23 protein-coding genes are annotated in these 25,201 nt (G+C 68.9%); 9 read left to right on the top strand and 14 right to left on the bottom strand.

Annotated features, from left to right (window positions below; all coding sequences use genetic code 11):
* The first annotated feature begins 33 nt into the window (after positions 1-33).
* Genes DFJ65_RS02760 through pknB form a run of 3 tightly spaced genes read left to right on the top strand, consistent with a single transcriptional unit; the run spans position 34 to position 4,825 of the window.
* Positions 34-1,488 (top strand): peptidoglycan D,D-transpeptidase FtsI family protein, encoded by a 1,455-nt coding sequence (locus DFJ65_RS02760; protein WP_115921701.1) that lies wholly within the window; start codon positions 34-36, stop codon positions 1,486-1,488.
* Positions 1,485-2,936, top strand: coding sequence for a serine/threonine-protein kinase (locus tag DFJ65_RS02755; RefSeq protein WP_115921700.1), 1,452 nt, complete (start codon positions 1,485-1,487; stop codon positions 2,934-2,936). Before DFJ65_RS02760 ends, DFJ65_RS02755 begins: the two co-directional genes overlap by 4 nt.
* Entirely contained in the window at positions 2,936-4,825 is a 1,890-nt protein-coding gene (gene pknB / locus DFJ65_RS02750; RefSeq protein WP_115921699.1) for a Stk1 family PASTA domain-containing Ser/Thr kinase, read from the top strand. The genes DFJ65_RS02755 and pknB overlap by 1 nt, the downstream gene beginning before the upstream one ends.
* 69 nt (positions 4,826-4,894) lie before the next feature.
* On the opposite strand, the gene DFJ65_RS02745 is transcribed toward pknB, so the two are convergent.
* Both DFJ65_RS02745 and DFJ65_RS02740 read right to left on the bottom strand, forming a co-directional pair.
* Entirely contained in the window at positions 4,895-5,515 is a 621-nt protein-coding gene (locus tag DFJ65_RS02745) for an aminodeoxychorismate/anthranilate synthase component II (RefSeq protein ID WP_115921698.1), read from the bottom strand.
* A gap of 167 nt (positions 5,516-5,682) precedes the next feature.
* Entirely contained in the window at positions 5,683-6,402 is a 720-nt protein-coding gene (locus DFJ65_RS02740; protein WP_115921697.1) for a DUF881 domain-containing protein, read from the bottom strand.
* Between the two features lie 65 nt (positions 6,403-6,467).
* Between DFJ65_RS02740 and DFJ65_RS02735 the strand changes: the two genes are divergently transcribed.
* On the top strand, positions 6,468-6,878 hold the full coding sequence (locus DFJ65_RS02735; RefSeq protein WP_245949943.1) for a cell division protein CrgA: 411 nt from the start codon (positions 6,468-6,470) through the stop codon (positions 6,876-6,878).
* Positions 6,879-7,284: 406 nt separating this feature from the next.
* Here the strand turns inward: DFJ65_RS02735 and DFJ65_RS02730 are convergent, their stop codons facing one another.
* Positions 7,285-7,989, bottom strand: coding sequence for a rhomboid family intramembrane serine protease (locus DFJ65_RS02730; protein ID WP_245949941.1), 705 nt, complete (start codon positions 7,987-7,989; stop codon positions 7,285-7,287).
* Between the two features lie 146 nt (positions 7,990-8,135).
* Complete coding sequence (locus tag DFJ65_RS02725; protein WP_115921695.1) at positions 8,136-8,651, bottom strand: peptidylprolyl isomerase; 516 nt, start codon at positions 8,649-8,651, stop codon at positions 8,136-8,138.
* Positions 8,652-8,856: 205 nt separating this feature from the next.
* Between DFJ65_RS02725 and DFJ65_RS02720 the strand changes: the two genes are divergently transcribed.
* The 4 genes from DFJ65_RS02720 (at position 8,857) to DFJ65_RS02705 (ending at position 13,497) form a co-directional block, all read left to right on the top strand.
* Positions 8,857-9,747: a hypothetical protein gene (locus tag DFJ65_RS02720; RefSeq protein ID WP_115921694.1), complete on the top strand. Its 891-nt coding sequence runs from the start codon at positions 8,857-8,859 to the stop codon at positions 9,745-9,747.
* A gap of 392 nt (positions 9,748-10,139) precedes the next feature.
* A complete protein-coding gene (locus DFJ65_RS02715) occupies positions 10,140-11,354 on the top strand; it encodes an ATP-grasp domain-containing protein (protein WP_115921693.1) in 1,215 nt (404 codons plus the stop codon).
* A gap of 33 nt (positions 11,355-11,387) precedes the next feature.
* Complete coding sequence (locus DFJ65_RS02710) at positions 11,388-12,377, top strand: type 1 glutamine amidotransferase family protein (protein WP_115921692.1); 990 nt, start codon at positions 11,388-11,390, stop codon at positions 12,375-12,377.
* The gene (locus tag DFJ65_RS02705) at positions 12,346-13,497 is read left to right on the top strand and encodes an alpha/beta hydrolase (protein WP_245949939.1); all 1,152 of its coding nucleotides are present in this window, start codon (positions 12,346-12,348) and stop codon (positions 13,495-13,497) included. Before DFJ65_RS02710 ends, DFJ65_RS02705 begins: the two co-directional genes overlap by 32 nt.
* A gap of 1,098 nt (positions 13,498-14,595) precedes the next feature.
* Here DFJ65_RS02705 and ilvA read toward each other — a convergent pair.
* The 4 genes from ilvA to DFJ65_RS02685 all read right to left on the bottom strand — a co-directional run bounded on the left by ilvA (position 14,596) and on the right by DFJ65_RS02685 (position 17,980).
* A complete protein-coding gene (gene ilvA, locus DFJ65_RS02700; RefSeq protein ID WP_115921690.1) occupies positions 14,596-15,840 on the bottom strand; it encodes a threonine ammonia-lyase IlvA in 1,245 nt (414 codons plus the stop codon).
* Between the two features lie 189 nt (positions 15,841-16,029).
* A complete protein-coding gene (locus DFJ65_RS02695) occupies positions 16,030-16,656 on the bottom strand; it encodes a DUF3618 domain-containing protein (protein WP_115921689.1) in 627 nt (208 codons plus the stop codon).
* Positions 16,653-17,198 (bottom strand): phage holin family protein, encoded by a 546-nt coding sequence (locus DFJ65_RS02690; protein ID WP_115921688.1) that lies wholly within the window; start codon positions 17,196-17,198, stop codon positions 16,653-16,655. Before DFJ65_RS02690 ends, DFJ65_RS02695 begins: the two co-directional genes overlap by 4 nt.
* Entirely contained in the window at positions 17,198-17,980 is a 783-nt protein-coding gene (locus DFJ65_RS02685; protein WP_115921687.1) for a hypothetical protein, read from the bottom strand. Before DFJ65_RS02685 ends, DFJ65_RS02690 begins: the two co-directional genes overlap by 1 nt.
* Positions 17,981-18,266: 286 nt before the next feature.
* Between DFJ65_RS02685 and DFJ65_RS02680 the strand changes: the two genes are divergently transcribed.
* Positions 18,267-18,764: a hemerythrin domain-containing protein gene (locus DFJ65_RS02680; RefSeq protein WP_115921686.1), complete on the top strand. Its 498-nt coding sequence runs from the start codon at positions 18,267-18,269 to the stop codon at positions 18,762-18,764.
* Between the two features lie 91 nt (positions 18,765-18,855).
* Here DFJ65_RS02680 and DFJ65_RS02675 read toward each other — a convergent pair whose 3' ends face one another.
* The 6 genes from DFJ65_RS02675 to DFJ65_RS02650 all read right to left on the bottom strand — a co-directional run bounded on the left by DFJ65_RS02675 (position 18,856) and on the right by DFJ65_RS02650 (position 25,201).
* Complete coding sequence (locus tag DFJ65_RS02675; RefSeq protein WP_115921685.1) at positions 18,856-19,695, bottom strand: Fpg/Nei family DNA glycosylase; 840 nt, start codon at positions 19,693-19,695, stop codon at positions 18,856-18,858.
* 95 nt (positions 19,696-19,790) lie between these two features.
* Positions 19,791-20,471 carry an N-acetylmannosamine-6-phosphate 2-epimerase gene (locus DFJ65_RS02670; RefSeq protein ID WP_115921684.1) on the bottom strand — a complete coding sequence of 227 codons (681 nt, stop codon included), beginning with the start codon at positions 20,469-20,471 and terminating at the stop codon, positions 19,791-19,793.
* Positions 20,468-21,463 (bottom strand): ROK family protein, encoded by a 996-nt coding sequence (locus DFJ65_RS02665; RefSeq protein WP_115921683.1) that lies wholly within the window; start codon positions 21,461-21,463, stop codon positions 20,468-20,470. Before DFJ65_RS02665 ends, DFJ65_RS02670 begins: the two co-directional genes overlap by 4 nt.
* The gene (locus DFJ65_RS02660) at positions 21,463-22,392 is read right to left on the bottom strand and encodes a dihydrodipicolinate synthase family protein (RefSeq protein WP_115921682.1); all 930 of its coding nucleotides are present in this window, start codon (positions 22,390-22,392) and stop codon (positions 21,463-21,465) included. Before DFJ65_RS02660 ends, DFJ65_RS02665 begins: the two co-directional genes overlap by 1 nt.
* Positions 22,389-23,231, bottom strand: a complete 843-nt coding sequence (locus DFJ65_RS02655) for an ABC transporter ATP-binding protein (RefSeq protein ID WP_115921681.1) — start codon at positions 23,229-23,231, stop codon at positions 22,389-22,391. The genes DFJ65_RS02660 and DFJ65_RS02655 overlap by 4 nt, the downstream gene beginning before the upstream one ends.
* Positions 23,228-25,201, bottom strand: coding sequence for a dipeptide/oligopeptide/nickel ABC transporter permease/ATP-binding protein (locus DFJ65_RS02650; protein WP_115921680.1), 1,974 nt, complete (start codon positions 25,199-25,201; stop codon positions 23,228-23,230). The genes DFJ65_RS02655 and DFJ65_RS02650 overlap by 4 nt, the downstream gene beginning before the upstream one ends.

The following is a 25,201-nucleotide window of genomic DNA, read 5'->3' as shown; positions in this document are numbered from 1 at the left end:
CTTCGCTCCTCCGGATACTTTGCGGGGGCCCCGATGAATACCCCGATCCGCCGGTTGTCCGTGGTGGTGATGGCGATGTTCGCGGCCCTGCTCATCGCCAGCACGATGATCCAGTTCGTGCAGGCGAAGACCTACGACGCCAAGCCCGGCAACCGCCGCACCCTGCTGAAGTCGTACGCCAAGGAGCGCGGCTCGATCCTGGTCGACGGCACCGCCGTCGCCGTCTCCAAGCCGGCCGACGACGACCTGAAGTGGCTGCGCACCTACCCGCAGGGGCCGGAGTACGCCGCCGTCACCGGTTACTTCTCCTTCACCTACGGCACCAGCGGGGTCGAGCGGGGCTACAACGACCTGCTCTCGGGCAGTTCGGACAAGCTGTTCTACCGGCAGCTGCCCGACATCCTCACCGGCAAGGAGCCCCAGGGCGCCAGCGTCGACCTGACGATCAAGGCCAAGGTGCAGGCCGCCGCCCGCAAGGCGCTCGGCAACCAGCGCGGCGCCGTCGTGGCGATGGACCCCAAGACCGGCGCGATCCTCGCGATGGTCACCAGCCCGACGTACGACCCGAACCTGCTGTCGTCGCACGACCTGAACGCCGTGCAGACCAACTGGAAGAACCTCACGACCGCAAACAGCCAGCCGATGGTCAACCGGGCCATCTCGGGCAACCTCTACCCGCCGGGGTCGACCTTCAAGCTGGTCACCGCCGCCGCGGCGCTGCAGTCGGGCGACTACAACCCCGACAGCGAACTCGACGGCCCGGCCGCCCTCAAGCTGCCCGGTGTCACCAAGCCGCTGCCGAACGTCACCGGTCAGGCCTGCGGCCCGAACGACAAGACGACGCTCACCCACGCGCTGGAGATCAGCTGCAACACCGCGTTCGCCGACCTGGGCATGAAGCTCGGGCAGGACGCCGTCCGGCAGCAGGCCAGCAAGTTCGGCTTCGGTCAGCAGCTCACCGTGCCGATGAGTGTGACCCCCTCGACCTTCCCGGCCAACCTGCAGCAGGCGCAGCTGGCGCAGTCGTCGATCGGTCAGTTCGACGTGCGGGTCACCCCGTTGCAGGTCGCGATGATCTCCAGCGCGACCGCCAACGACGGCAAGGTGATGCGCCCCTACCTGGTGCAGACCGTGCGCGACAAGAACCTCGACGTCATCCAGTCGACCGACCCGTCGGTGCTGTCCGAGGCGGTCAGCTCCCAGACCGCCGGCAAGTTGCGGGACATGATGGTCAAGGTCGTGTCGAACGGGACGGGCGTGCGGGCCCAGATCCCCGGAATGGATGTAGCCGGAAAGACCGGAACGGCAGAGACCGCTCCGGGCGTCAACGCAGACGTGTGGTTCACCGGTTTCGCGCCGGCGAACAACCCCAAAGTGGCCGTCGCGGTCGTCGTGGAGGACGGCGGCACGGCCGGACAAGAAGCATCCGGAGGATCGGTGGCAGCACCGATCGCAAGGGCAGTGATGGAAGCGGTGGTCAACCAATGAACCGGACCGGAGACGTCCTCGGCGGACGGTACGAACTCACCGACCGCATCGCCGCGGGCGGCATGGGTGAGGTGTGGAAGGCGACCGACAAGGTGCTCGGCCGAACCGTCGCGCTCAAACTGCTCAAGGACGGGCTGACCGACGAGATCGGCTTCACCGAGCGCTTCCGCAACGAGGCGCGACTGTCGGCGGCGCTGACCCACGGCAACGTGGCGCAGGTCTACGACTACGGCGAGGACGACGGCACGGCCTACCTGGTGATGGAGTACGTGCCGGGCATGCCGCTGTCGAAGATCATCGCGGAGAACGCCCCGATCTCCGCCGCCGACACCGCCGGCCTGTTGGCCCAGGCCGCCGCCGCGCTCAATGCCGCACACCGCAGTGGCCTGATCCACCGCGACGTGAAGCCGGCGAACATGCTGGTCACCGCCGACGGCATCGTGAAGCTCACCGACTTCGGCATCGCCCGGGCGGTGGGTTCGGCGGCGATGACCAAGACCGGTGAGGTGATGGGCACCGCCCAGTACCTCGCCCCCGAGGCCGCCGTCGGACGCGAGGTCACCGGTCTCGCCGACGTCTACGCGCTCGGTGTCATCGCCTACGAGATGGTCGCCGGACGCCGTCCGTTCGAGGCCGACAGCCCGGTCGCCCTGGCATTGGCGCACGTCAACCAGCCGCCGCCGCAGCTGCCGCAGGAGGTGCCGCCGCCGGTGCGCGCGATCATACTCGCAACGCTGGAGAAGGACCCGGCGATGCGCCCGCACTCGGCCGCGGAGTTCTCCCGCGCGCTGCGTCAGGCCGTCACCGACTGCCGCCAGATGGGCTTCGACCCCACCAAGCGCGCCCCCAAGTCGGACGGCGTGCCGCAGGCCGGTGTGTCGGGGCCGCACTCGCCGCAGCCCGGCGGTGCGTCCGGACCCAACTCCGGCCCGAATTCGGGTCCCAACTCCGGTCCCAACTCCGGGCCCAACTCAGGTCCGCACTCCGGCCCGCACGGCGGTGTGGCCGCCGGCCTGCCGGGACGCCACGAGGTGGAACACCACCCGGCACCGACCGGACCGGCCGCTCCGCCGTCCGGCCACCCGGCCGCGGCGAACTTCCAGGGCGATCCCAACGGTCCGAACGCGCCGACGTCCGGGCCGCACGCCGCGACCTCGGGCCCGCACGCGACGTCGAAGTTCGCCTCGACGACGCCGGCCACCCGGCGTGAGCAGCGGGTGCAGACCAGCGGCGGCCAGTCGTCCGTCGGCGGCAACCCCGACGACGACTACCTGGGCCTGGGCATCTCGCAGAAGACGTTCATGTACCTCGTCGGGGGTGTGATCGGATTGATCCTGCTGGTGGTGATCCTCGTGCTGTTGCTCAACGGCAACGGCAAGGTGACCAAGGCGCCCACCTCCTCCGGCCCACAGATCACGCAGCAGTTCGACCGAGGAACACTGAGCTGATGACCGAGTCCCCCCGCCTGCTCGGTGGCCGCTACGAGGTCGGCGAACTCATCGGGCGCGGTGGCATGGCCGAGGTTCACCTCGGACACGACACGCGCCTGGGCCGTCCGGTCGCGATCAAGGTGTTGCGCAGCGATCTCGCCCGCGACTCCACCTTCCTGCGCCGATTCCGCCGCGAGGCGAAGTCGGCCGCCGGGCTCAACCACCACGCGATCGTCGCCGTCTACGACTCCGGTGAGGAGACGCAGATCGAGAGCGGCGGCGCCGAGGTCGCGATCCCGTACATCGTGATGGAGTACGTCGACGGCGAGACGCTGCGCGACATCCTCAACGCCGAGGGGCACCTGTCGCCCGATGAGGCAGCCCGCATCACCCAGGGCATCCTGTCGGCGCTGGAGTACTCCCACAGCCGCGGCATCGTGCACCGCGACATCAAGCCGGCCAACGTCATGCTGACCCGCGGCGGTCAGGTGAAGGTGATGGACTTCGGCATCGCCCGAGCGCTCGCCGACGTCGGCGCCACCATGACCTCGGCCCAGGCCGTCGTCGGCACCGCGCGGTACCTGTCTCCGGAGCAGGCCAAGGGCGACACCGTCGACGAACGCTCCGACCTCTACTCGGCCGGCTGTGTCTTCTACGAACTCCTTTGCGGTCGAACGCCGTTCGTGGGCGAACCGGTGAGCCTGGTCTATCAGCACATCAGCGACCTGCCGGCCCCGCCGTCGGCGTACGAGCCCACCGTGCCCGGCCCGATGGACGCCGTCGCGATGCACTCGCTGGAGAAGCCGCGCGACGACCGCTACCAGACGGCGGCCGACTTCCGCACCGACCTGCAGAACGCACGCACCCGCGCCCCGATCTCCGCGGCCGCCTCCGCGAGCCTGGTCACCGCCGGCGGCGCCGCCGCCGCGGCCGCCCGGGCACCGCAGGCCGCCGACACCCCCAAGCGCGACCACACCCGTGAGATCGACGACCGCGGACGCCGTCCGAACCATGCGGGGTTGTGGGTCGCCGCCACCCTCGCGGCCCTGCTGGCGATCCTGGGCATCGGCTGGTTGGTGATGAACGGCGGCGACAAGGCGAAGCTGGCGACCGTGCCGTCCGTGCGCGGCTTCACCCAGCAGGCGGCCGACCAGACGTTGCGCGACGCGAAGTTCCTGCCGACCTTCCGCAAGGTCACCAGCGATGCGCAGATCGACACGGTCGTCAACCAGTCGCCCGGCGGCGGTCAGCAGGCCGAGGAGGGCACGAGCGTCGTCGTCGAGATCTCCGGCGGGCCCAACACCCGCACGGTGCCGAGCGTGGTCGGTCAGACCGAGCAGCAGGCGCGTCAGACGCTGCGCGACGCCGGCTTCGCGAACGTCGCGGTCGACCCGACCAAGGTCGACGGCACGCAGTACCCCGACGGGCAGGTCACCTCGACCACCCCGGCCGCGAACAACGCGGTCGCGCCGTCGACCACGATCACGCTGAAGATCAGCTCGGGCCGGGTGACCGTGCCGAACAACCTGGTCGGCATGGACATCTCGGCCGCTCAGGACGCGTTGACCAAGGCGCACCTGCGGTGGACGGTGCAGTACCGCCCGACGAGCAACAACAACGAGGTCAACAACGTGCTCGAGGTGCCGGACGCCGACAAGCAGGTGGCCGTCGACTCGCAGGTGACGATCATCGTGGGTTCGCCGGCGGCGCAGACCGTGACGTCGACCGCGACCGTCACCGTGCCGCCGTCCACCTCGTCGACCAGCTCGCCGTCGAGCTCCCCCAGCTCGACGCCGTCGTCGTCACCTAGTTCGTCACCTAGTTCGTCACCGAGTTCGTCACCGACCTCCACGTCGACCTCGGCGCCGCCGTCGTCGACCTCGCCGCAGACACCGCCGCCCAGGTAGGACCCGCGTCGGGTTCTGCCGACGCGGCGGCACCGCGAGGTGGACCGCCGATGAGCGACGTGGACGCGGTCAGTGCACCAGCGGCGCCAACCCCACCGAACGCTGCACGGCGTCGGCGTCGCCGCACACCGCGAGCCAGTTGGCGAGCATCCGGTGGCCGCCTTCGGTGAGCACCGACTCGGGGTGGAACTGCACCCCGTGCAGCGGAAGCTCGCGATGCCGGACGGCCATGACGATGCCGTTCTCGGTGCGGCCGGTGACGATCAGTTCGTCGGGCACGGTGTCCGACTCGATCGCCAGCGAGTGGTAGCGGGTCGCGGTGAACGGCGACGGCAGCCCCTCCAGCACGCCGGTGCCGTCGTGCACGATCTGCGAGGTCTTGCCGTGCAGGAGTTCAGGCGCGCGCGAGACCACGCCGCCGTAGACGACGCCGAGGGCCTGGTGGCCGAGGCACACCCCGAACATCGGCTGCGAGCGCTCGGCGCAGGCCCGGATCATGTCCATCGAGACGCCGGCCTCCTCGGGAGTGCCGGGGCCGGGTGACACGAGCACACCGTCGAACGCAGCCGCCTCGTCGGTCGTCACGGCGTCGTTGCGCCGCACGTCGCACTCGGCGCCGAGCTGCTCGAGGTAGCCGACGATCGTGAAGACGAAACTGTCGTAGTTGTCGACGACGAGGATGCGGGTCATAGCCGAAATGCTACGTCCGGACGCGACGCCGCCCCCTCGCCGTCCCAGCACGACCGTCCAGCACCACCCCACGTCGCAAACGCTGCGCCTGCCTGCACACGCTGCTGCTGCAACTGCAGCGTGTGCAGGCAGGTGCAGCGTCTGCAGGGTGTGCCGTGGCTGAGGGGTCAGCCGGCCTTGGCGTACTTCAGGTCGGTCGTGCCCTCGAACGCCGGGAAGGTCTGCTTGGTGGCGGTCTTCACGTCGTAGCCGAGCCCGACGAGGTCGACGTAGTCGCGGTAGTTGGCGACATCGGGGTCGTCCTGCAGCGCCTTCTTCAGCGTGGCGATGTCGCCCATCGCGGTGATCTTGAAGGGCGGGGAGTAGACGCGGCCCTTGAGGATGAGCGTGTTGCCGACGCACCGGACGGCGGAGGTGCTGATCACCCGCTGGTCCATCAGCATCATCGCCTTCGCGCCGCCGCGCCACAGGGCGTTGACGACCGACTGGACGTCCTGCTGGTGCACGACCATCCAGTTGAGGTTGCCGCCCTCGGGCAAGGTGGACGGGTCGCGCTTGGAGTCGTCGAGGGTGACCGTGACGGTGTCGCCGGTGACCGCGGTGAAGCCGGCCTGCGGCGCGAGCTTGTCGGCCTGCGCGGCGATGCCGGCCACTGTGGTGCCGCCGCCCTGTTGCTTGCTGAGGGCATCGACCTCGCCCTGCAGTTTCTTCGCGGTGGCGGCCTGCCCGGCGACGCGCTGGTTGGCTGCCAACACCACCTGGGACAGGTCACGCTGCCCCGGTCGCAGATCGCTGCCCCGGCTGGTCGAGGCGCTGATGCCGAACAGCAGACCCGCGCTGACGGTCACCGCGGTGACCACAAGCGTCCATGGTTTGCGGCGGGTCATCGGTGGGCCTTCGATCGGGGGTGACTTAGGCTCTAGCCTAACCGCCGTACCGACCGGGAGAAGATGTGAGCAAGTCCAGCAAGCCGTCCGACGAGCCGAAGGACGCGGTCAGCGACGCCGTCGACGAGTCCCTGATCGACCCGGCCGAGACCGCCGAGACCAGCGACACCCTCGGGGTGGCGAAGAAGACCAAGGCGGAGCGCGAGGCCGAGAAGGAAGAGGCCCGCCGCGAGAAGGAGCGCGAGACCCTGCGTCGGCGCACCACTCCGCAGCCGGTGAAGCTCGACGGCGGCAAGAACCCCGGCTGGTGGGTGCCGACGATGCTCGGGTTCATGGTGCTCGGCCTGATCTGGCTGGTCGTCTACTACCTGTCGGGCAGCAAGCAGTACCCCGTGCCCAGCCTCAACCAGTGGAACATGGCCGTCGGCTTCGCCCTGATCATGATCGGGTTCATCATGACGACCCGCTGGAAGTAGCCACCCACTTTTCAGCACCGCGCGCCAACACCGCGCCCCCAAACCCCCACCCGCAAACGCTGCACCTACCGCCACACGCCGCTGCTGCTGCACCCGCAGCGTGTGCCGATAGGTGCAGCGTTTGCTGTGTTGTAGGGAGGGCGTGCACGCGCTCGCGTGCAACAGACGTTCGAAGTTACAACAGTGTGGTTTTCCCCAGCTGTGGAAACCCCTGTGGAAAACGGCAGGGTTATCCCCAGAAGGTGCAAATGTTGTGGAAAACCCGCGTGCTGGAGTTGGCGGTCCAGCGTCGATAGCGCCGGAGGTGGCTCTCACCCGACGACAGCGCAAGGCTCAGCGCGGCGGGACGGCTCACCCTCTGGGCGACGAAGGAACCGGCGGGTGATCGCCGAAGGAGCCGCGAGACTTATACGAAGGCGTGACCGATTTGCGGGCCGGCACCCAGGGTGGCCCAGCCGACCACGACGAGCAGCAGGGCGATGGCGCTGAGGCCGCCCCATTGCACCCGCTTGTCGTTGTGCAGCAGCACGGCCGCGCACGCGGCGCCGGTGACGGCACCGCCGAGGTGGGCCTGCCAGGCGATGCCGGCGATGACCAGCGACAGCACGGCGTTGATCGCGATGACCACGAGCATCGAGGTGATGTCGCGCTTGAGTTTGAGGTTGAGCACGACCACGGCGAGGAAGAGTCCGAACACCGCGCCGGACGCGCCGACGGTGCCTTGGAGCCAGCCGGATCCGACGGAGGGGTAGGCGGCGAGCAGTTCGTAGCCCACCGAACCACCGAGCGCCGACACCAGGTAGAGCGCGAGGAAACGGACGCGTCCGAGCACCGGCTCGAGGTATTGGCCGGTGAGCCACAGCGCGTACATGTTGAACAGCAGGTGCATCGGCGAACCCGGGTCGTGCAGGAACGCCGCGGTCAGGAAGCGCCACGGCTCGGACTCACCGAGCGCGGGAGCGAAGAAGAAGCGGTCGGTGACCGAGCTGTCCATCAGCTGCAGCAACCACATCACGGTGCAGACACCGATGATTCCGAAGCTGACGACCGGCCGCTCCTGACCCGGTCGGACGACGACCGCGCGGGGGTTGGCCTTGGCCTCCTGCTTCACGCAGTCGACACACTGGATGCCGACCGGCGCCGGCCGTTGACAGGCCGGGCAGGTCGGACGATCGCAGCGCTGACAACGCACATAAGCCACCTGCCCCGGGTGACGGGGGCAGGTGGGCTCAGGTGTGTTGCCGGACAAGGACATCGTCAGGAAACGGTGACCTTCTCGATGACGACCGGCTCGACCGGCTTGTCCTGCGCACCGGTGCGGACGCCGGCGATCTGGTCGACGACGTCGCGGCTCTCCTGGTCGGAGACCTCACCGAAGATCGTGTGCTTGCCCTGCAGCCAGGTGGTCGGGGCGACGGTGATGAAGAACTGGGAACCGTTGGTGCCCTTGCCCATCCGCTTGCCCGCGTTGGCCATCGCGAGGATGTACGGGGAGTTGAAGTTGCGGTCGGGCGAGATCTCGTCGTCGAAGGTGTACCCGGGGCCACCGATGCCTTCGCCGAGCGGGCAGCCGCCCTGGATCATGAAGCCGGGGATGATGCGGTGGAAGGTGAGTCCGTCGAAGAAGGGCTGCGGGTTGGTGCGGCCTGCGTCGTCCTTGTAGTCGAGGGTGCCCTGCGCCAGGCCGACGAAGTTCTTCACCGTGTTCGGTGCGTCGTTCTCGAAGAGGGTGACGTTGATGTCGCCGTGGTTGGTGTGCAGCGTTGCGTTCATGTCCCAGAGTCTATGTTCCACCGCCGACGCCGTGCCCACCCCGGGGCGCACCCCGTGCCCACCCCGGGGCGCACCCGAGCCGACCTCGCTCTCCCCGCCCAGTGGGGTGATTCACCCCGGATCGGCCACCAACCGGGACGTCCCGATCGTTAGGGTGGACAGCAGTCCGAGGGCCCCGTCCCTCGCGGGAAAAGGAGACGTTCAAGTGTTGAGGATCAACCCCTCGCCCGCCGAGAAGGCGACCGACAAGGCCAAGGACGGCGTGCAGGACTTCAAGTCCGCCGCGTCCATCGCGCTGTCTGCAGCGCTCGACAAGGCGAACGACGCCGCTGCCGCAGCCGCGCCGAAGCTCGAGGCCGCCAAGGAAGTCGTGGCCCCCAAGGTCGAGGCCGCCAAGGAAGCCGCCGCGCCGAAGCTCGAGGCCGTGAAGGAGGCTGCCGCGCCCAAGGTCGAAGCTGCCAAGGAAGCCGCCGCGCCCAAGGTCGAGGCCGCCAAGGAAGCCGCCGCGCCGAAGCTCGGCGCCGCTGCCGCAACGCTGAAGGACACCCGCAAGGACGCCCGCAAGTCGGCGAAGAAGGCCGCCAAGCAGGCCCGCAAGCAGGCCGCCCCGAAGCTCGACGCCGCCAAGGCCGCCGCAGCCGGCGCCGCCGCGAGCGCCGCCAACTCCGACGCCGCCGAGAAGGTGCAGGAGTTCGCCGGGCTGACCCGCGACCAGGCCCACTCGCTGTTCTCCGAGGAGTGGCTGCCGCGCATCCAGACCGCGATCGCCGGTGCCACCGCCGCCGCACAGCAGGCCGGCCAGCGCGCCGGTGAGGCCGGCACCAACGCCTACCTCGCGCTCCCGCCGCAGGCACAGGACGTCGTCGACAAGGTCGTGCCCGCCGCCGCGAAGAAGCGCAAGAAGAAGGGCAAGGTGCTGATCGTGCTGGGCCTCGCCGGCATCGCCGCCGGTGGCTACCTGGTCTACAGCTCGAAGCAGAAGAAGGAGCAGGCCCGCCAGGCGCAGGCCGCGGCTCGTGCGTCGCAGGCGGCTGCTGCCGACCCGGCGAAGGCGAACCCGATCGCGTCCGAGACGGACGGCGTCTCCCGCCACTGAGCAGTATTTTCTTGCTGCTCCCTCGCGGTTCGGACCCCCAGCACCCTCGCAAGCTCGGTGCTGGGGGTCCGACGCGTTCCGCAGCGTGAGCCTGCCGCTCTGGTCACCCAGGTGCGACCAGCGGCAGACGCACCCTCGCAGGCTCGGTGCTGGGGGTCCGACGCGTTCCGCAGCATGAGCCTGCCGCTGCGGTCACCCAGGTGCCACCAGCGGCAGGGCGGGTTTCGCGGGTCCTCCGCACGTCGTCCCCGCGGCTCCACCCGCACCAAGTCGCGCCGGACGCGACTTACTCGGCGGTATCGCGCCGAACCCGCGAGTAACTCGCGCCTGACGCGAGTTCGTCGGCTCTCATCGGTGGTCGGCCCGGCGTCGCAGCCCCTAGGCTCGCCACTATGAACGTCGTCTTCGTGGAACCGAACTTCCCGCGCAACCAGCGCGAGTTCCCGCGCGCGCTCAAGGCCGTCGGGGCCACCGTCTTCGCGGTCGGCGAGACCCCGTGGGAATGGCTGGACGAGGAACTCCAGAGCTGGATCGACCACTACTACCAGGTGGGGTCGGTCACCGACGTCGACCAACTGTCGGCCGCGGTCTCCCACTTCCAGAGCCTCGCGTGGATCGACGCGCTCGAAGCCACCATCGAGTCGCACACCCTGCCGGCCGCTACCGTCCGCGAGCGCCACGGCATCCCGGGCACCAGCGTCCACACCACCTACCTGTGCCGCGACAAGCCGGCGATGAAGGACGCGTTGCGCCGGGCCGGAGTGCCCACCGCGGCCTCGACCGGGGCGTCGACCGTGGAGGAGATCCGCGAGTTCGTGGCGGCCAACGGCTACCCGATCATCATCAAGCCGCGCGACGGCGCCGGCGCCGCGGGCACCCACAAGATCAGCAACGACACCGAACTGAACGCCGTCCTCGACACGCTCGGGGGCACCGCGTCAGTGGCGGTGGAGGAGTTCATCGAGGGGCACGAGGGTTTCTACGACACGATCAGCGTCGACGGCGACATCAAGCTCGACTTCGCCTGCCACTACTACCCGGGCGTGCTCGAGGCGATGCGCACGCGGTGGATCAGCCCGCAGTACATCTCCACCAACCGCATCGGCGAGGGCGGGCTGTACGCCGAGCTGCGCGACCTCGGCGAGCGGGTCAACCACGCGCTCGGCATCGAGACCTCGGCGACCCACATGGAGTACTTCGTCAGCCCGAAAGGCCTGCGGTTCAGCGAGATCGGCGCTCGCCCGCCGGGTGTCGGCTGCTGGGATCTCTACGCCGCCGGCAACGACATGGACATCTTCCGGGCGTGGGCCGACGCGATCGTTCACCACCAGGTGTGGCACGTGCCGAGTCGGCAGTACGCGGCCGGCATCATCGCGCTGCGCCCCGACCGCGACGGCGTGATCACCCACATCGACGGGCTCGACGACGTGTATCGCCGCTACGGGTCGCTGCTCATCGACCAGCACCTGCCGGTCGGTCAGGGCACCCAGCCGATCGAAGCCGGCTACATGGCGAACGCGTGGATGCGCCTGCGGCACAGGGATTTCGACACCCTGCGCGACGTCCTCGACGACATCGGGCGTACCGTCCAGGTCCGTGCTTCCTAACCACCCTCGCCACCGACCCTGCCGGCGGCGCTCGTGAGCATCGTCCTGCTCGGGCCCCAGCGCCGTCCGTCGCTGGACAAGATCGTCACCGCGCTCGGGCTGCCCGGGCCGTTCGTCACGATCACCGCCGGGTGGCAGGAGCGGGAGAAGGACGACGCCGACCTCGACCGGCACCTGCGGGAGCGCTCGCGCAACCTGCACCTGTGGCACCGCATGCAGCACGTGTTCGAGGTCGACCCGGAGTACGCGCTGGCACACCACGCCCGCCGGGCACAGTTGCTGGAGTTGCAGGGGCTGTATCAACTCGGGCTGTCGCACACGGTGAAGTTCCTGGAGGAGTTGCGCCACCGCACCACCGGGTCGGCGGGCATGCGGGAGCTGGCCGTGCAGGACGCGATCGGGGTGTTCCGCGGCATCGACCGACAGCACATCGCGCGGGTGCGCGAGATCCAGGGACGGTTCTACGCCGAGTACCCGCCGCACGAGCGGCCGGCGATCGTGCAGCACCGGCAGGAGGTCGCCGCGCTGATGGCTGACGCGTCCGCGGTGGTGTTGGCCGGTGGTCACGTGGTGGAGCTGTTGGACGCGTTGCACCTGTTCAACGTGACCGCGACCGGGCTGGGCCGGTTGCCGATCATCGCGTGGTCGGCCGGCGCCATGGCGCTCACCTCGCAGGTGGTGCTTTTCGACGAGCACGCGGTGCGTGGGCCGGGGTGCGCCGAGGTGTTCGACCAAGGGCTCGGGGTGTTGCCCGACCTCGCGCTCTTCCCGGCCGCCCGGCAACGGCTGCGCACCGGCGACAAGCAGAACATGGGCCTGCTCGCCCGCCGGTTCGCGCCGTCCCTCTGCGTGCCGCTCGACCCCGGCGCCCGCGTCGAGATCGGCGACGACGGGTCGCTGCCCCCCGATGCACCGGTGGTCGACTTCGTGGGCACCATGGGTCCGTTGGCGGACGCCGTGGGCGTGCGTGCCGTTTCGGAAGGGGGCGAGCGTGGCCAAGCTGGCGATCAACCGACTGCGTGAGCGCCGTCCGCTCGACGAGGCGCGCATCGACCGGTTCCTGCAGCGCAACCAGGTGCCGATCGTCGAGGGACCCAAGTGCACCTTCCTGTTCCGTGGCAGCGCGCACGATGCTGTCGACGAGGTGTGGGTGTGTCACCGCATCGTCGGGCAACCCGACCGGGTGCCGATGAAACGCATCCAGGGCACCACGCTGTGGTTCACGATCATGGAGCTGCCGGCGGGTTCACGCGTCGAGTACCAGATCGAGGTGCGGCGCGGCGAGCACTACGAGCGGTTCAACGACCCGCTCAACCCGAAGCTGGCGCACAGCCCGGTGGGTTCGTCGTCGGTGTGTCAGGCGTACGGCTACACCGAGCCGGAGTGGGCGAAGTACGACCCGGAGGCGCGGCCGGGCGAACTGTTGGAGATGCGCCACCCGAGCGGAGCGTTGCGGCGCGAATCGCATTGCCGCGTCTACCTGCCCGCGCGTTACCGGTCGACCCGCCGTTACCCGCTGCTGGTGGTGCACGACGGCGACGACTTCCTCAACTTCGCCGCGATGAAAAACGTGCTCGACAACCTCATCCACCGGCGTGACATGGCCGAGACGATCGTCGCCTTCACCAACCCAGGCGACCGCACCCGCGAGTACGCCAACAGCGCGCAGCACGCCCGCTTCCTGCACTCGGAGCTGATCCCCCGGCTCGAGGCCGAGCTCCCGCTGCTCGGCACCCCCGCCGGACGCTGCCTGATGGGCGCGTCGTTCGGCGGCGTCGCCAGCCTCTCGACGGCGTACCGCTACCCCGACTTCTTCGGTTCGCTTCTGCTGCAGTCGGGTTCGTTCGTGTTCACCGACATCGGCGACCACGGCGGCGGACCCGCGTTCGACCCTGTCGTGCGCTTCATGAACCGCTACCGGGCCAAGCCGCAGCGGGTGGTCGACCGGATGTTCATGTCGTGCGGCATCTACGAGCCGCTCATCGTGTCGAACCGGTCGATGGTGCCGGTGTTCGAACAGACCGGCATGGACGTGCGCTACGTCGAGGCGCGCGACGGGCACTCCTGGGAGGACTGGCGCGACCGGTTGCGCGACGGATTGAGTTGGATCTTCCCCGGGGCGTCGCAGTACTACTACGAGTGAACGTCGTCCTTCCGTCATGGTCGCAAGTCGCTACGCGGGCGGCTGCGACCGCACCCCGACGCTGGGAAAGCAGGGTTATGCGGACTAGAGGCTGAGTTTCAGTTCGGCTAGGGCCTCGGTCGGGAACACGTGATTCGGCCACCATGATGCGTACTGAACTTGGTCAATATTGTCGTACGCGTCAACGACGGCACGGACCAAAGCGTCTAACGGAGCGGAAAATTCAACCGCGGCAACGTGGGGTTCGGAATTCTCAATCCTAATCTTTGCTGCACCCGACCGGTTGATGAAGGAAATAATGGATCCTTCCGGCTCCCGAAGCATCGTGGCTACTGCGACATGGCTTTGTCCTGACGCGAACGGGACGAGTTGCCGGGCCAAGCTGCCAGGAAAGTCGCTGAGGTACGAGAACCTTCCCGAATACGTTTGGGAATTCGTCGCCACCCTGAGGTTCCCCAGCCCGACGTCAACCGGTTCCAGCCGAATCAGGAGCTGACACATACTGTCCAGAGCCTGTCCGGTGCCGTGTATGCCGTAACAATTGTCTTGTTCGCCGCATTGAACACGACGTAGCTTGACAATGCCGTCGTCACAGAGAGCCAAGTAATCGCACGATATTGGGGGTCCGACGCCGACCCCAGTCGTCCCTTACTGAGAGTCCGACTTATGCAGGGGATCATGTTCTTGGATGGGGCGTGCCCGGAGGCTGCAATGTGACGAACCGCCCCACAGTTCAGCGTGTATCCCCCGCTGAAAGTCGCGACAATCGCCGAGTTGGGCGCAGCCGGGTAATTGAGGCAATCATCCCAGGTCCAGCCTCCGCCCCCTTCGCAGGTCGCGCAGATCGATCCCGGAATCGCCCTGGACGCGCCGCTGAGGGTCGTGGGGAATCGGGGTGGAACTTGCGCGGTTGCACCCTCCGAACCAGTCAAAACGAACCCGAGAAACACCAATAGTGCGGTAAACACCCTGAAGAGCATCGTCCGCGAATCATGTGCCCATCACCACCTCGCGAGTTGGCCGCACCATGTGGACCGAAGGTGCGGATCCTTGCACCCTATGGCTATTCCCGGGGTGCGACCAGCCCTGAAAGTACCGTCACAGCACGAACCCGAACAGCGGGCTGTCCGGCGGCAGGTGCTCGATGTGCAGCGGCGATGCCTCGATGCGTTTCAGCAGCGGTTCGTAGTCGTCGGCTGACCCGAGTTCGATGGCGACGAGCGCCGGCCCGAACTCGCGGTTGTTCTTCTTGACGTACTCGAACAGCGCGATGTCGTCGTCGGGGCCGAGGATCTCGTTGAGGAAGCGGCGCAGCGCGCCTGGCTCCTGCGAGAACTCCACCATGAAGTAGTGCTTGCGGCCTTCGTAGACCAGGGCGCGTTCGACGACGTCGGCGTAGCGCGACACGTCGTTGTTGCCGCCCGACACCACGCACACGACGGTCTGTCCGGGTTCGATCGTCACGTTCGCGAGAGCGGCGGAGGCGAGCGCCCCGGACGGCTCGGCGATGACGCCCTCCACCTGGTAGAGCGACAGCATCTCGACGCAGATGGCGCCCTCGTCGACGGTGACCACCTGGGGCGCCGCGGCCTGAATGATCGGGAAGGTCACGTCACCGATTCGGCGGACGGCGGTGCCGTCGGCGAACGCGTCGATCACCTCGAGCGTCACCGGTGCGCCGGCGTCCAGGGCGGCGGTGAGGCTGGCGGCGCCGGTGGGTTCGGCGCCGATCACTCGGGTGGGCGAATCGGCCAATGCCGCAACGGTGCCGGCGAGCAGGCCGCCACCGCCGACCGGCACGATGACGACGTCCGGGGCGCTTTTGAGTTCGTCGATGATCTCGGCCATGACGGTGCCCTGGCCGGCGATCACCTGGGCGTTGTCGAAGGCGGGCACGAGGGTGGCTCCGGTGCGCGCGGCGTCGGCCTTGGCGGCCGCGGCGGCGTCGTCGTAGGTCTCGCCGGTGACGACGAGTTCGACGAACTGCTTGCCGAGCGAGGCCACCCGGTCGCGCTTCTGCCGCGGGGTGTTGGTCGGCAGGTAGATGCGGGCGTGCACGCCGAGGTCGGCGCAGGCGAGCGCGACCCCTTGCGCGTGGTTGCCGGCGCTGGCGGCGACGACACCGGCGGCCCGCTGCTCGGCCGAGAGCCGGCTGATCAGGTTGAGTGCGCCGCGAATCTTGTAGGAGCGCACCGGCTGCTGGTCTTCGCGCTTCAGGAGCACGGTCGCGCCGAGCGCGAGCGACCAGCGCTCGCAGTACTGCAGCGGTGTGCGCACCGCCACCTCGTCGATTCGTGCGCGTGCGGCGTCGACGTCTGCACGGGTCACCGAGGTAGCGGGCATGCCGGCCAGGATAGTGGCGCGTCCCGGATCGCGGACAGAGCGTCTGGTATCCGGAACACCGATCGAGGCGCGTAGGTACCTCGGGCAGAGCCGGCACGGGTAGTCCCGTCACTCTGTCAGGTGACGACACTGCTCCCCGGGCTGCGCCCGGGGAGCAGTGTGGAGTGGCCGACGTACGGCGCGCCAGGCTCAGGTCAACGACGTGTCGTCGCGCTGCTGGTGCTGCCGGACGTTGTCCGCGGAGTCCTGGGCACTGTCCTTGACGTCGGTCGCGGCCTGTTGGGCTTCGGACTTGACGGTCTGAGCGGCCTCCTGGGCGGTGTCCTTGACGCTCTGAACAGCGTCCTGGGCCGGCTCCTTGAGATTCTGAGCAGTCTCTTGAGCCATCGACTGCGCCTGCGCGACCAACGGCTGCGCGCTCTGCGTGGCCTGCTGCGCGAGGTCCTGTTCCTTCTGCGAGGCCGGCATCAACGAACCCACCAGCCAGCCGACGCCGAGCGCGATCAGACCTGCGGCCAGAGGATTCCCCTGCGCCTGGCGCCTGGCCTGCTGGGGCAACTGCCCGACCTGCGCACCGACGTCCGACGCGCGATCGCCGATCCCGGGACCGTCACCGGTGTGTTCGTCCCGGAAGTCCTGGGCGGACCCGATGACCTTGTCCTTCAGCCCCGCCGCGGTGCCGGTCACCTTGTCGACCTGGCGACGAGCGATGTTGCCCGGCGTCACGGCCTCGCCGAGCGCGTTGACGTTCTGACTGAGGTTGGAGCGCGTGTGTTCGATCTCTTGACGCAGCTGCTCCGGATCTTTGTTGCTCATCGGTTGTATTCCTCATTTCCTTGGAGCGCGACCGGAACCCGCTTGGCGGAGTCGACGGTGCGCGGAATTCCTTTGACGTTCTTGAGCTGTCCCTTGCCCATGACAGCGAGGACTGCGGCGATGACGCCCCAGATCAGAGCGACGACGACTGCTGACCAGCCGAGGTTGTCGAGCAGGTCACCGAGCGCCCACCAGAGGGCGATCGAGAGGAAGAAGAGTGCGTAATGCACCGCCGCGCCGGCCCCGGCAAGCATGCCTGCACCCTTGCCGGCCTTGCTCGCGGACTCCTGCACCTCCGCCTTGGCGAGTGCGACTTCCTGCCGCATCAGCGTGGACAGGTCCTCGGTGATCTCACCGATGATCGACCCGATGGAGGAGGGCTCGCCCTTCTCGTAGGTGCCGTGCGCCGCGGGCAGCGGCTCGGCCGGTGGGATGGCGTCGGTCACGTGCTCGTACTGCCGGTTGGAGTCGAGCGGGCCCGTCGCCCGTGGCGCGCCGTCCGGCACTGCGGACGCGGAGTTCTCGTTCGCTGCGGTCGACATCAGCGCAGTTCCTGCGGCGGGCGAGGCGACTGGTGCCCGAAGCCCGGGGTGGGTTCGACACCCTGTCCGGCGACGCCCGGCTCCGATCCGTAGCCCGGACCGCTGCCGTCGTACGGCTGGTCTGTGGTCACGTGCTTTGCGTACTGCTCGCCGATTCCGTAATGACCCGCCGGGGACGCGTAACCGCTGGGCTGCTGGAGCTGGACATCCGCCTCCTGCCCGGTGCCGGCGTTCCCGTCGTCCCGAGCCTCGTCGGCGATGCCGCGCGTCACGCGTCCGGCGACCAGGCCGACGACAGCGGCCGCGGCCAGGAAGGCACCGGGACGCCGGCGGGCGAACCGCTTGACCTCCTCGACCACCTCACCCGGCTCACGGTTCTCCATCCAGGTCGCGGCGTCGCGGGTGCGGGTGGACGCCTGACGAGCAAGGTCCGATGCGATCCCGGACTGCTCGCCACCGCGGGCCATCCCGTCCAGCTCGTCGGCGAGCGAACTCAGGCCGGTCGCGAGCCGCTTCTGCTGGTCGGAGCCATGGCCGCCGAGCTCGTTCTTGAGCTGGTCGAACAGCGTCTTCAACTGCTGGGTGGCCTCGTTCACGACATCGCCGACCTGCTCCTGCGCGGTGCCGGCGACGTCGGACGCTGACGACTTCGTGTCCTGCGCCACGGACTTGGCCTCCTGGGAGGCCACCTCCTTTGTGGGAGCCGGCTCGGACACGCCGGCCCCTGCCTGCACGTAGTTGTCGCCGCGCGCGCCCGCGCTCGGCAGATCCTGATCAGACATGTCTCGTCCTATCGTGAGATTCGGTGTAGTGCGGCCCCCCTACGAGGGCGTCCCCGGACAACCTCCGCTGCCTGGCGATTCGTCCCTCCCGGCGCGACCGGACTACTTCGACGGTAGGACGCAGGGCGACCGCGGAAGCCGCAGAGCGCCACGAAAAGGCCGGATCGCGGCGAATTCACCCCCAAGGGGGTGAACCGGGTCTGCTTCATCGCAAGTTCATCCGTACGCGGCCGGTCTCGCCTACGCTGGCGACGACAGCAAAGGGATCTGCTCTGGAGGAGTGCTCATGTCTCGCGACGCCATCGTCATGCTCAAGGAAGATCACAAGGAGATCCGGGCGTGCTTCCGGGAGTTCCAGAAGGCGAGCACCACGCCGGCCCGCAAGGGCAAGCTGGTGGACCAGATCATCGAGTTGCTCACGGTGCACACCTACGTAGAGAACGAGGTCATGTACCCACGCGTCCGGGAGTTGCTACCCGAACTGGAGGACGACGTGCTCGAGTCGTACGAGGAACACCATGTTGCCGACCTGCTCGTGGTCGAATTGGCGCCGATGACGCCCAAGGACGAGCGATTCGAGGCGAAGACGACGGTGCTCATCGAAAACGTCACCCATCACATGCAAGAAGAGGAAGACGACTGGTTCCCCAAGGTGCGTGCGGGGCTGTCGCGCACCCAACTGCAGGACATCGGCGCCGAACTCGCCGAAGCGAAGAAGCGTGCTCCCCGCCGTCCTGAGCAGCCCAGCGCACTGAAGAAGACCATCGACGCAGTGATCAAGTAGTCGGAGGTGCGGTGTGGGCGTCGGCCCGCACGTGATGTCGGACGCCGGGCCGGCGCGCACGGCGTGCTGCCGTCGGCCCGTCGGAGCACTCTCAGGGCCGCACCGTTCGCCGCCGCGAGCGCGGCTGACAGGTGCGACACCAGAACAGGTTGCGCGCGCCGATCTCCTTGCGCGACAAAGGAGTTCCGCAGACCAGGCAGGGTTGGCCCTCGCGTCGGTAGACGTAGACCTCGCCGCCGTGCTTGTCGACGCGCGGTGGCCGGCCCATCGCCTCCGGGGTGTGCTCGGGGTAGACGGTGTCGATCCGTCCGTCGCGCACGCCGAGCGGCATCAGCGTGACGAAGTCGTCCCAGATCGCCTCGAACTCGCTGCGCCGCAGGAACTTCCCGCTCATGAACGGGTCGATGCGATGCCGATAGAGCGCCTCGGCCCGGTAGATGTTGCCGACGCCGGCGAAGATCTTCTGGTCCATGCACAAGACCGCGATCGGTGAAGCCGAGCGGTGGATGCGCGACCACGCCTTCTCCGGGTCGGCGTCGATGCGCAGCGGGTCAGGACCGAGCGCGTCCGTGATCTTGGAAACCTCTGCGGGAGAGCGCAGTTGGCAGACGTTCGGGCCGCGCAGGTCCATCGTGAAGGGTTCGTGGTCGGTGGAGAGCCGCCACCGAATGGCCCCCGTCTCGGGCGGATCGACCTCAGCCGCGAAGAAGAACTTGCCGAGCAGCCCGAGATGGATGTTCACCTGCTCCGGCACGTGCTCGAACCCGACGAACATGTGCTTGCCGAAGGCCTCGGCCCGTTCGAAGACGCGTCCATCGAGCTCGGCCGCGCCGTCGAAGCGGCCCTGGGGCGAGGTGGAGCGCACCGGGTGACCGGCGAACCGGTCGTTCAGGATGCCGGCGATGCGGTGGGTGACATGTCCTTCGGGCACCGCACCAACCTATCGACCGCTTCAGTGAAAGACTGCTGTCGTCATAGCAGCAGCAATCTTTCACTGAAGCTTCGAAGACGAGCTACGAATCCGACTCAGCCGGCGGACAGCGCGTCGACGAACCACCCGGTGATGCTGGCTGGGTGGGTGATGGCGGTGCCGACCACGACGGTGTGGGCCCCACGACGCAACGCCTCGGCGGCCTGGGCCGGGGTGTGCACGCGTCCCTCGACGGCCAGCGGCAGTTCGGCGAAGCCGGCGATCTCCTCGACGAGGGCGAAGTCGGGGCCGTCGGTCTTCGGGCGTTCGCCGGAGTAGCCGGCCAGCGTGGTGCCGAGCAGGTGCACCCCGGCGTCCTGGGCGGCACGGGCATCGTCGGCCGATCCGCAGTCGGCCATCACCAGCGCGGACGGGTGCGACTGCGCCAGCCCGGCGACGACGTCGGCGAGCGACAGACCGTCCGGACGCTCACGGCGGGTGCCGTCGACCGCGACGATCTCGCACCCGGTGTCGGCGACCGCGCGGGCGTCGGCCAGCGTCGGGGTGATGAACACGCCGTCCTTGCCGATCTTGACCAGCCCGATGATCGGCACGTCGATCACCGGACGCATCGCACGCAGGTCGTCGAGCCCCTTGGCACGGATCGCGGCGGCCCCGCCGATGACAGCCGACTGCGCCACCTGGGTCATCGTGCGCGGGTCGAGCATCGGCTCGCCGTCGTAGGCCTGGCACGACACGACGAGACGGCCACGCAGTGCTTCGAGGACGGGGTTCACGAGGGTTCCTCCTGGGGACGAGCGGCAGACAGGTCAAAAGGCGAATCAACGGGCGAAGCAACGGACGAATCAACGGACGCCCCGAAGGGCGGACGGTGCACCAGCGACGCCGCCCCGACGATCGCGGCGTCGGGCCCGAGCACGGCGGGCAGCACGGGCAGGTCGGCGAGCACGTCGACCAGTTCGGCGCGCAGCGCCTGCTCGAAGGCGTCCCACCACAGCGGCCCGGCCGACGCCATGCCGCCACCGACGACGACGAGGTCGGGGTCGACGGTGGTGACGATGCCGGCGATGGTGCGGCCGAGCGACACAGCGGCCTCGCGCACCACCCGCGAGGCGAGCGGGTCACCGGCGACAGCCAGCGCCACGATCGCGCGGGTGTCATCGGCGACACCGCCGAGCGCGACGAACCGGCGGTGGATCGCCGGGCCGGCCGCGATCGCCTCGAGGTGACCGTCGCGGCCGCACGGGCAGCACAGCCCGTCGGCGCCGACGGCCGGGATGTGGGCGATCTCGCCGGCCACGTGGTGGCGTCCGGTGAGTGGGCGACCGTCGACGACCACGCAGCCGCCGACACCGGTGCCCACACCGACCATCAGGAAGCTGCGGGCCGAGGCCGCGGCGCCGGTCCACAACTCGCCGAGCGCATGCGCGTCGACGTCGTTGACCACCCGCACCGGCACGCCGAGTCGCGCGGCGAGCCCGCCGGCGACATCGGTGCCGACCCAGCCGACGAACGAGTCGGTCGCCGACACGATCGTTCCCCGTGAAACGTCGACGACGCCGGCGGTGCCCACCCCGACCGCGGCGAGCGGACGGTCGCCGGCGGCCTCGCGGGCCACCGCGGCGGCGGCGTCCAACACGGCGTCCGGACTCACCAGCGCCGGTGTCGCAGCGGTGGCGATCGGGCCGGAAGCCCCGGACGGATCGACCACCGCTGCAGCGGTTTTGGTGCCGCCGATGTCGATGCCGACGACGACCGGGGAGCTCATCACGCGGAGGCGGTGTCCAGCAGGCCGACCTCGGCGAGGATGCCGTCGATGGCCTTCAGTGCGGAGTCGTCGAGCGGACGCAACGGCGCCGGCATGGTGCCCGAGGAGATGATGCCCAGGCGCGCGACCGCGGCCTTGAACGCGCCGATGCCGCCGGCGTCGCCGCCGAGACCGGCGGGCGTGAAGACGATGTCGAACAGGCGGTTGAGGCGAGCCTGCTCCTTGCGGGCGGCGTCCCAGTCGCCGGCGACCGCGGCGTCCCACATGCGCACGTAGCCGGCGGGGTCGACGTTGGCCAGGCCCGGCACGGCGCCACCGGCACCGAGCAGGAACATGCTGTCGACCATCACCTCGTGCCCGGTGAGCACGTCGAGCGGCTCACCGGCGGCACGGTTGGCGTCGACCAGGCGGCGGAAGCCGACGTCGTCGCCCGAGGAGTCCTTGATGCCCTTGATGACACCTTCGGACGCCAGCTGCATGACCATGTCGATGCCGAGCTTGGTGTTGACCCGCACCGGCACGTCGTAGGCGATGAGCGGCACGTCGACCGACGCGGCGAGCATGCGGTACGACTCGGCGATCTCGGCGATGTCCTGCAGCGCGTACAGCGGGGCGGTCGCGACGATCGCGTCGGCACCGAGCTCGACGGCGCGACGGGCGTGTTCGGCCATCCGGCGGGCGGTGAAGTCGGGCACACCGACGACCACCGGCACGCGTCCGGCGACCCGCTCGACGGTGCGCCGCACCACGTCGTCACGCTCGGCGTCGGTCAGGTAGGCCACCTGGCCCGACGAACCCAGCGGGAAGATGCCGTGCACGCCCGCGTCGAGCAGGTGGTCGATCAGACGGTCGAGGCTGTCGTGGTCGACAGCACCGTCTTGGTGCATCGGGGTGAGCAGCGGCGGCACGATGCCGTGGAGGACGTTCATGGCTTCCCTTGGGTGGTTTCGGGCTTGAGCAGGGTCGGGGTGGCCGCCAGCAGGGTGCGGGTGTAGTCCTGCTGCGGGTTGAGGAAGACCTCGTCGGCGGGCCCGGTCTCGACGATCGAGCCGCGGTTCATCACCGCGATGCGGTCGGAGACGTAGCGCACCGTCGAGATGTCGTGGCTGATGAACACGAGGCCGAGGTTAAGGGCTTCCTTGAGGTCGGTGAGCAGGTTGAGCACCTGCGCGCGCACCGACACATCGAGCGCCGAGGTCGGTTCGTCGGCGACGACGATCGCGGGGTCGAGCGCGAGCGCCCGGGCGATCGCGACACGCTGGCGCTGACCACCGGAGATCTGCCGCGGCAGCACGTCGAGCGCCGACGCCGGCAGACCGACGAGGTCGAGCAGTTCCCGAATGCGCTTCTCGCGCTCGGTCGGCGAACCGACCTTGTGCACCGCGAGCGGGTCGAGCAACTGGTCGCGCACGGTCATCCGCGGGTTGAGCGCGGTGGCCGGATCCTGGAACACCACCGACACGGTGCGGCCGAGGGCGCGGCGCGACGCCGCATCGAAGCTCATCGGCTTGCCCTCGAAGAACACCTCGCCCTCGGTCGGCTTCTGCAGGCCGACGAGCACGCGGGCCAGCGTCGACTTGCCACTGCCCGACTCGCCCACCACGCCGACGGTCTCGCCTCGGCGCACCGAGAAGTCGATGCCGTCGATCGCGCGCACACTGCCCGAGCGGAACAGTCCGCCGGTGCGGGTCTTGTGCACGACGTGCACCCCGCGCAGCTCCATCACCGGGGTGCTGTCAGCGCTCACGGAGTCCTTCTCGAGCTTCATCGCGTGACCTCCATCTCCTGTGCGTTGTCGGCGTCGAAGGCGGCCCACCGGTGGTCGGTGCCGGGCACCGTCTGCATCGGCGGACGCCGGTCGAGACCGACCGTCGGGTGCGACGAACGCGGTGCGAACCGGTCGCCGGCGACGAACTCGCGCGGCGAGGGCACGACGCCGGGCACCTGGTGCAGGCGTCCGACGCCCGACTCGATCGACAGCACCGCGCCGAGCAGGCCGCGGGTGTACTCGTGGCGCGGGTCGGTGAGCAGTTGGCTGGTCTGACCCGACTCGACCACCTGACCGGCGTACATCACCGTGATGCGGTGTGCCACCTGGGGGACGAGCGCCAGGTCGTGCGAGACGAAAACCATTGCGAATCCGAGCTCTTCGCGCAGCTTGTTGAGCAGCGCCACCACCTGCTTCTGCACGGTGACGTCGAGCGCGGTGGTCGGCTCGTCGGCGATCACCAGCTTGGGGTTGCGGGTGAGGGCCATCGCGATGAGCACCCGCTGGCGCTGACCGCCGGACAGCTCGTGCGGGTAGCTCTTGAGGGTGCGCTGCGGGTCGAGGCCGACCAGCTCGAGCAGCTCCTCGGCGGAACGCTTGCCGCCACGCTTGGTCAGCTGCTTCATCTGCGCCGAGATGAGCATCGACGGGTTGAGCGAGCTCAGCGCGTCCTGGTAGATCATCGCGATCTCGTGGCCGCGCAGCGCGTTGTGCTCCTTCGGGCTGAGCGCCAGCAGGTCGCGGCCCTCGTACAGGATCTGCCCGGTGATCTGCGCGTTCGGCGGCAGCAGGCCCATGATCGACATCGAGGTGATCGACTTGCCACAGCCCGACTCACCGACCAGGCCCATCGTCTCCCCCGGCCGCACCGAGAACGACACGTGGTCGACGACGTCGACGTCGCCGTGCTGCTCGGGGAAGCGGATGCAGAGATCCTTCACCTCGAGCACCGGCGGCTCGTCAGTCATGGAGACCAGCCGATCGGTGCGGGCGCTCTCGACCGACCTCAGCGCGGCGAGGCGGTCTTCGAGGGCGATCGTCGGGGTGTTCGCGGCGGCGGCGAGCGCCGCCACGGCCGGCTCCTCGGAGTCCTCGACGGCGTCCTTCAGCTTCACCGGACGCGCCTTGAGCGACACCATCGCGTCGGTCATGCCCTCCGACAGCACGTTCAGCGCGAGCACGGTGATCAGGATCATCAGGCCCGGGAAGAAGGTGGCCCACCAACCACCGTTCAGCAGCAGCTGCTTGCCGTCGGCGAGCACGTTGCCCCACGACGGGTCCGGCGGCTTCACCCCGGCGTTGATGAACGACAGGGACGCCTCGAAGACGATCGCGTCGGCGACCAGCACGGTCGCGAACACCAGGATCGGGGCCAGGCAGTTGCGGGCGACGTGCTTGATGAGGATGCGCGGGGTGCCCGAGCCCATCACCTTCGACGCCGACACGTAGTCCTCGCCGAACTGCGCGAGCACGTTGGCACGCACGACGCGGGTCAGCTGCGGGGTGTAGAGGAACGCGATCGCGAGGATCAGCACCGGGGTCGACGAACCCCAGACCGCCACGAACACGGCGGCGAGCGCGATGCCCGGGAAGCTCATGATGATGTCGAGGATGCGCATCAGCACTTCCGACACCCACTTGCCGGCGGTGGCCGCGATCGAGCCGAGGATCGCGGCGGCCACCAGGGCCAGCCCGGTCGCACACAGGCCGATGAGCAGCGACGCGCGGGCGCCGTACGCCACCCGGCTGAAGATGTCGCGTCCGATCGCGTCGGTGCCGAACCAGTGGTTACCGTCGGGTGACGTGGACGGCGTGCCGGTGGTCAGCGGGCCGTACTGGGTGATCAGCGGGGCGAAGATCGCCATCAGCACGATCAGGGCGACCACGGCCAGCGCGATCTTGGAGCCGAGCTTCAGATTGCCCAGTCGCAGACCGGGGCGGGAGAGCCGTTCGGTGAGTTCGCGGCGCAT

It is taken from the genome of Calidifontibacter indicus (assembly GCF_003386865.1).
GTDB lineage: Bacteria > Actinomycetota > Actinomycetes > Actinomycetales > Dermatophilaceae > Yimella > Yimella indica.
Note: the sequence above shows the minus strand (reverse complement) of the source record. Positions and strands in the feature narration are given on the sequence as shown.

Bases quoted from the DNA above. Each gene is read 5' to 3' on its own strand.
- ilvA (WP_115921690.1), bottom strand. From the start codon at position 15,840: ATGCCCGCTACCTCGGTGACCCGTGCAGACGTCGACGCCGCACGCGCA.
- DFJ65_RS02690 (WP_115921688.1), bottom strand. From the start codon at position 17,198: ATGTCGACCGCAGCGAACGAGAACTCCGCGTCCGCAGTGCCGGACGGC.
- DFJ65_RS02760 (WP_115921701.1), top strand. From the start codon at position 34: ATGAATACCCCGATCCGCCGGTTGTCCGTGGTGGTGATGGCGATGTTC.
- DFJ65_RS02745 (WP_115921698.1), bottom strand. From the start codon at position 5,515: ATGACCCGCATCCTCGTCGTCGACAACTACGACAGTTTCGTCTTCACG.
- DFJ65_RS02655 (WP_115921681.1), bottom strand. From the start codon at position 23,231: ATGAAGCTCGAGAAGGACTCCGTGAGCGCTGACAGCACCCCGGTGATG.
- DFJ65_RS02695 (WP_115921689.1), bottom strand. From the start codon at position 16,656: ATGAGCAACAAAGATCCGGAGCAGCTGCGTCAAGAGATCGAACACACG.
- DFJ65_RS02665 (WP_115921683.1), bottom strand. From the start codon at position 21,463: ATGAGCTCCCCGGTCGTCGTCGGCATCGACATCGGCGGCACCAAAACC.
- DFJ65_RS02755 (WP_115921700.1), top strand. From the start codon at position 1,485: ATGAACCGGACCGGAGACGTCCTCGGCGGACGGTACGAACTCACCGAC.
- DFJ65_RS02680 (WP_115921686.1), top strand. From the start codon at position 18,267: ATGTCTCGCGACGCCATCGTCATGCTCAAGGAAGATCACAAGGAGATC.
- DFJ65_RS02725 (WP_115921695.1), bottom strand. From the start codon at position 8,651: ATGAACGCAACGCTGCACACCAACCACGGCGACATCAACGTCACCCTC.
- DFJ65_RS02740 (WP_115921697.1), bottom strand. From the start codon at position 6,402: ATGACCCGCCGCAAACCATGGACGCTTGTGGTCACCGCGGTGACCGTC.
- DFJ65_RS02715 (WP_115921693.1), top strand. From the start codon at position 10,140: ATGAACGTCGTCTTCGTGGAACCGAACTTCCCGCGCAACCAGCGCGAG.
- DFJ65_RS02685 (WP_115921687.1), bottom strand. From the start codon at position 17,980: ATGTCTGATCAGGATCTGCCGAGCGCGGGCGCGCGCGGCGACAACTAC.
- pknB (WP_115921699.1), top strand. From the start codon at position 2,936: ATGACCGAGTCCCCCCGCCTGCTCGGTGGCCGCTACGAGGTCGGCGAA.
- DFJ65_RS02650 (WP_115921680.1), bottom strand. From the start codon at position 25,201: ATGCGCCGCGAACTCACCGAACGGCTCTCCCGCCCCGGTCTGCGACTG.
- DFJ65_RS02660 (WP_115921682.1), bottom strand. From the start codon at position 22,392: ATGAACGTCCTCCACGGCATCGTGCCGCCGCTGCTCACCCCGATGCAC.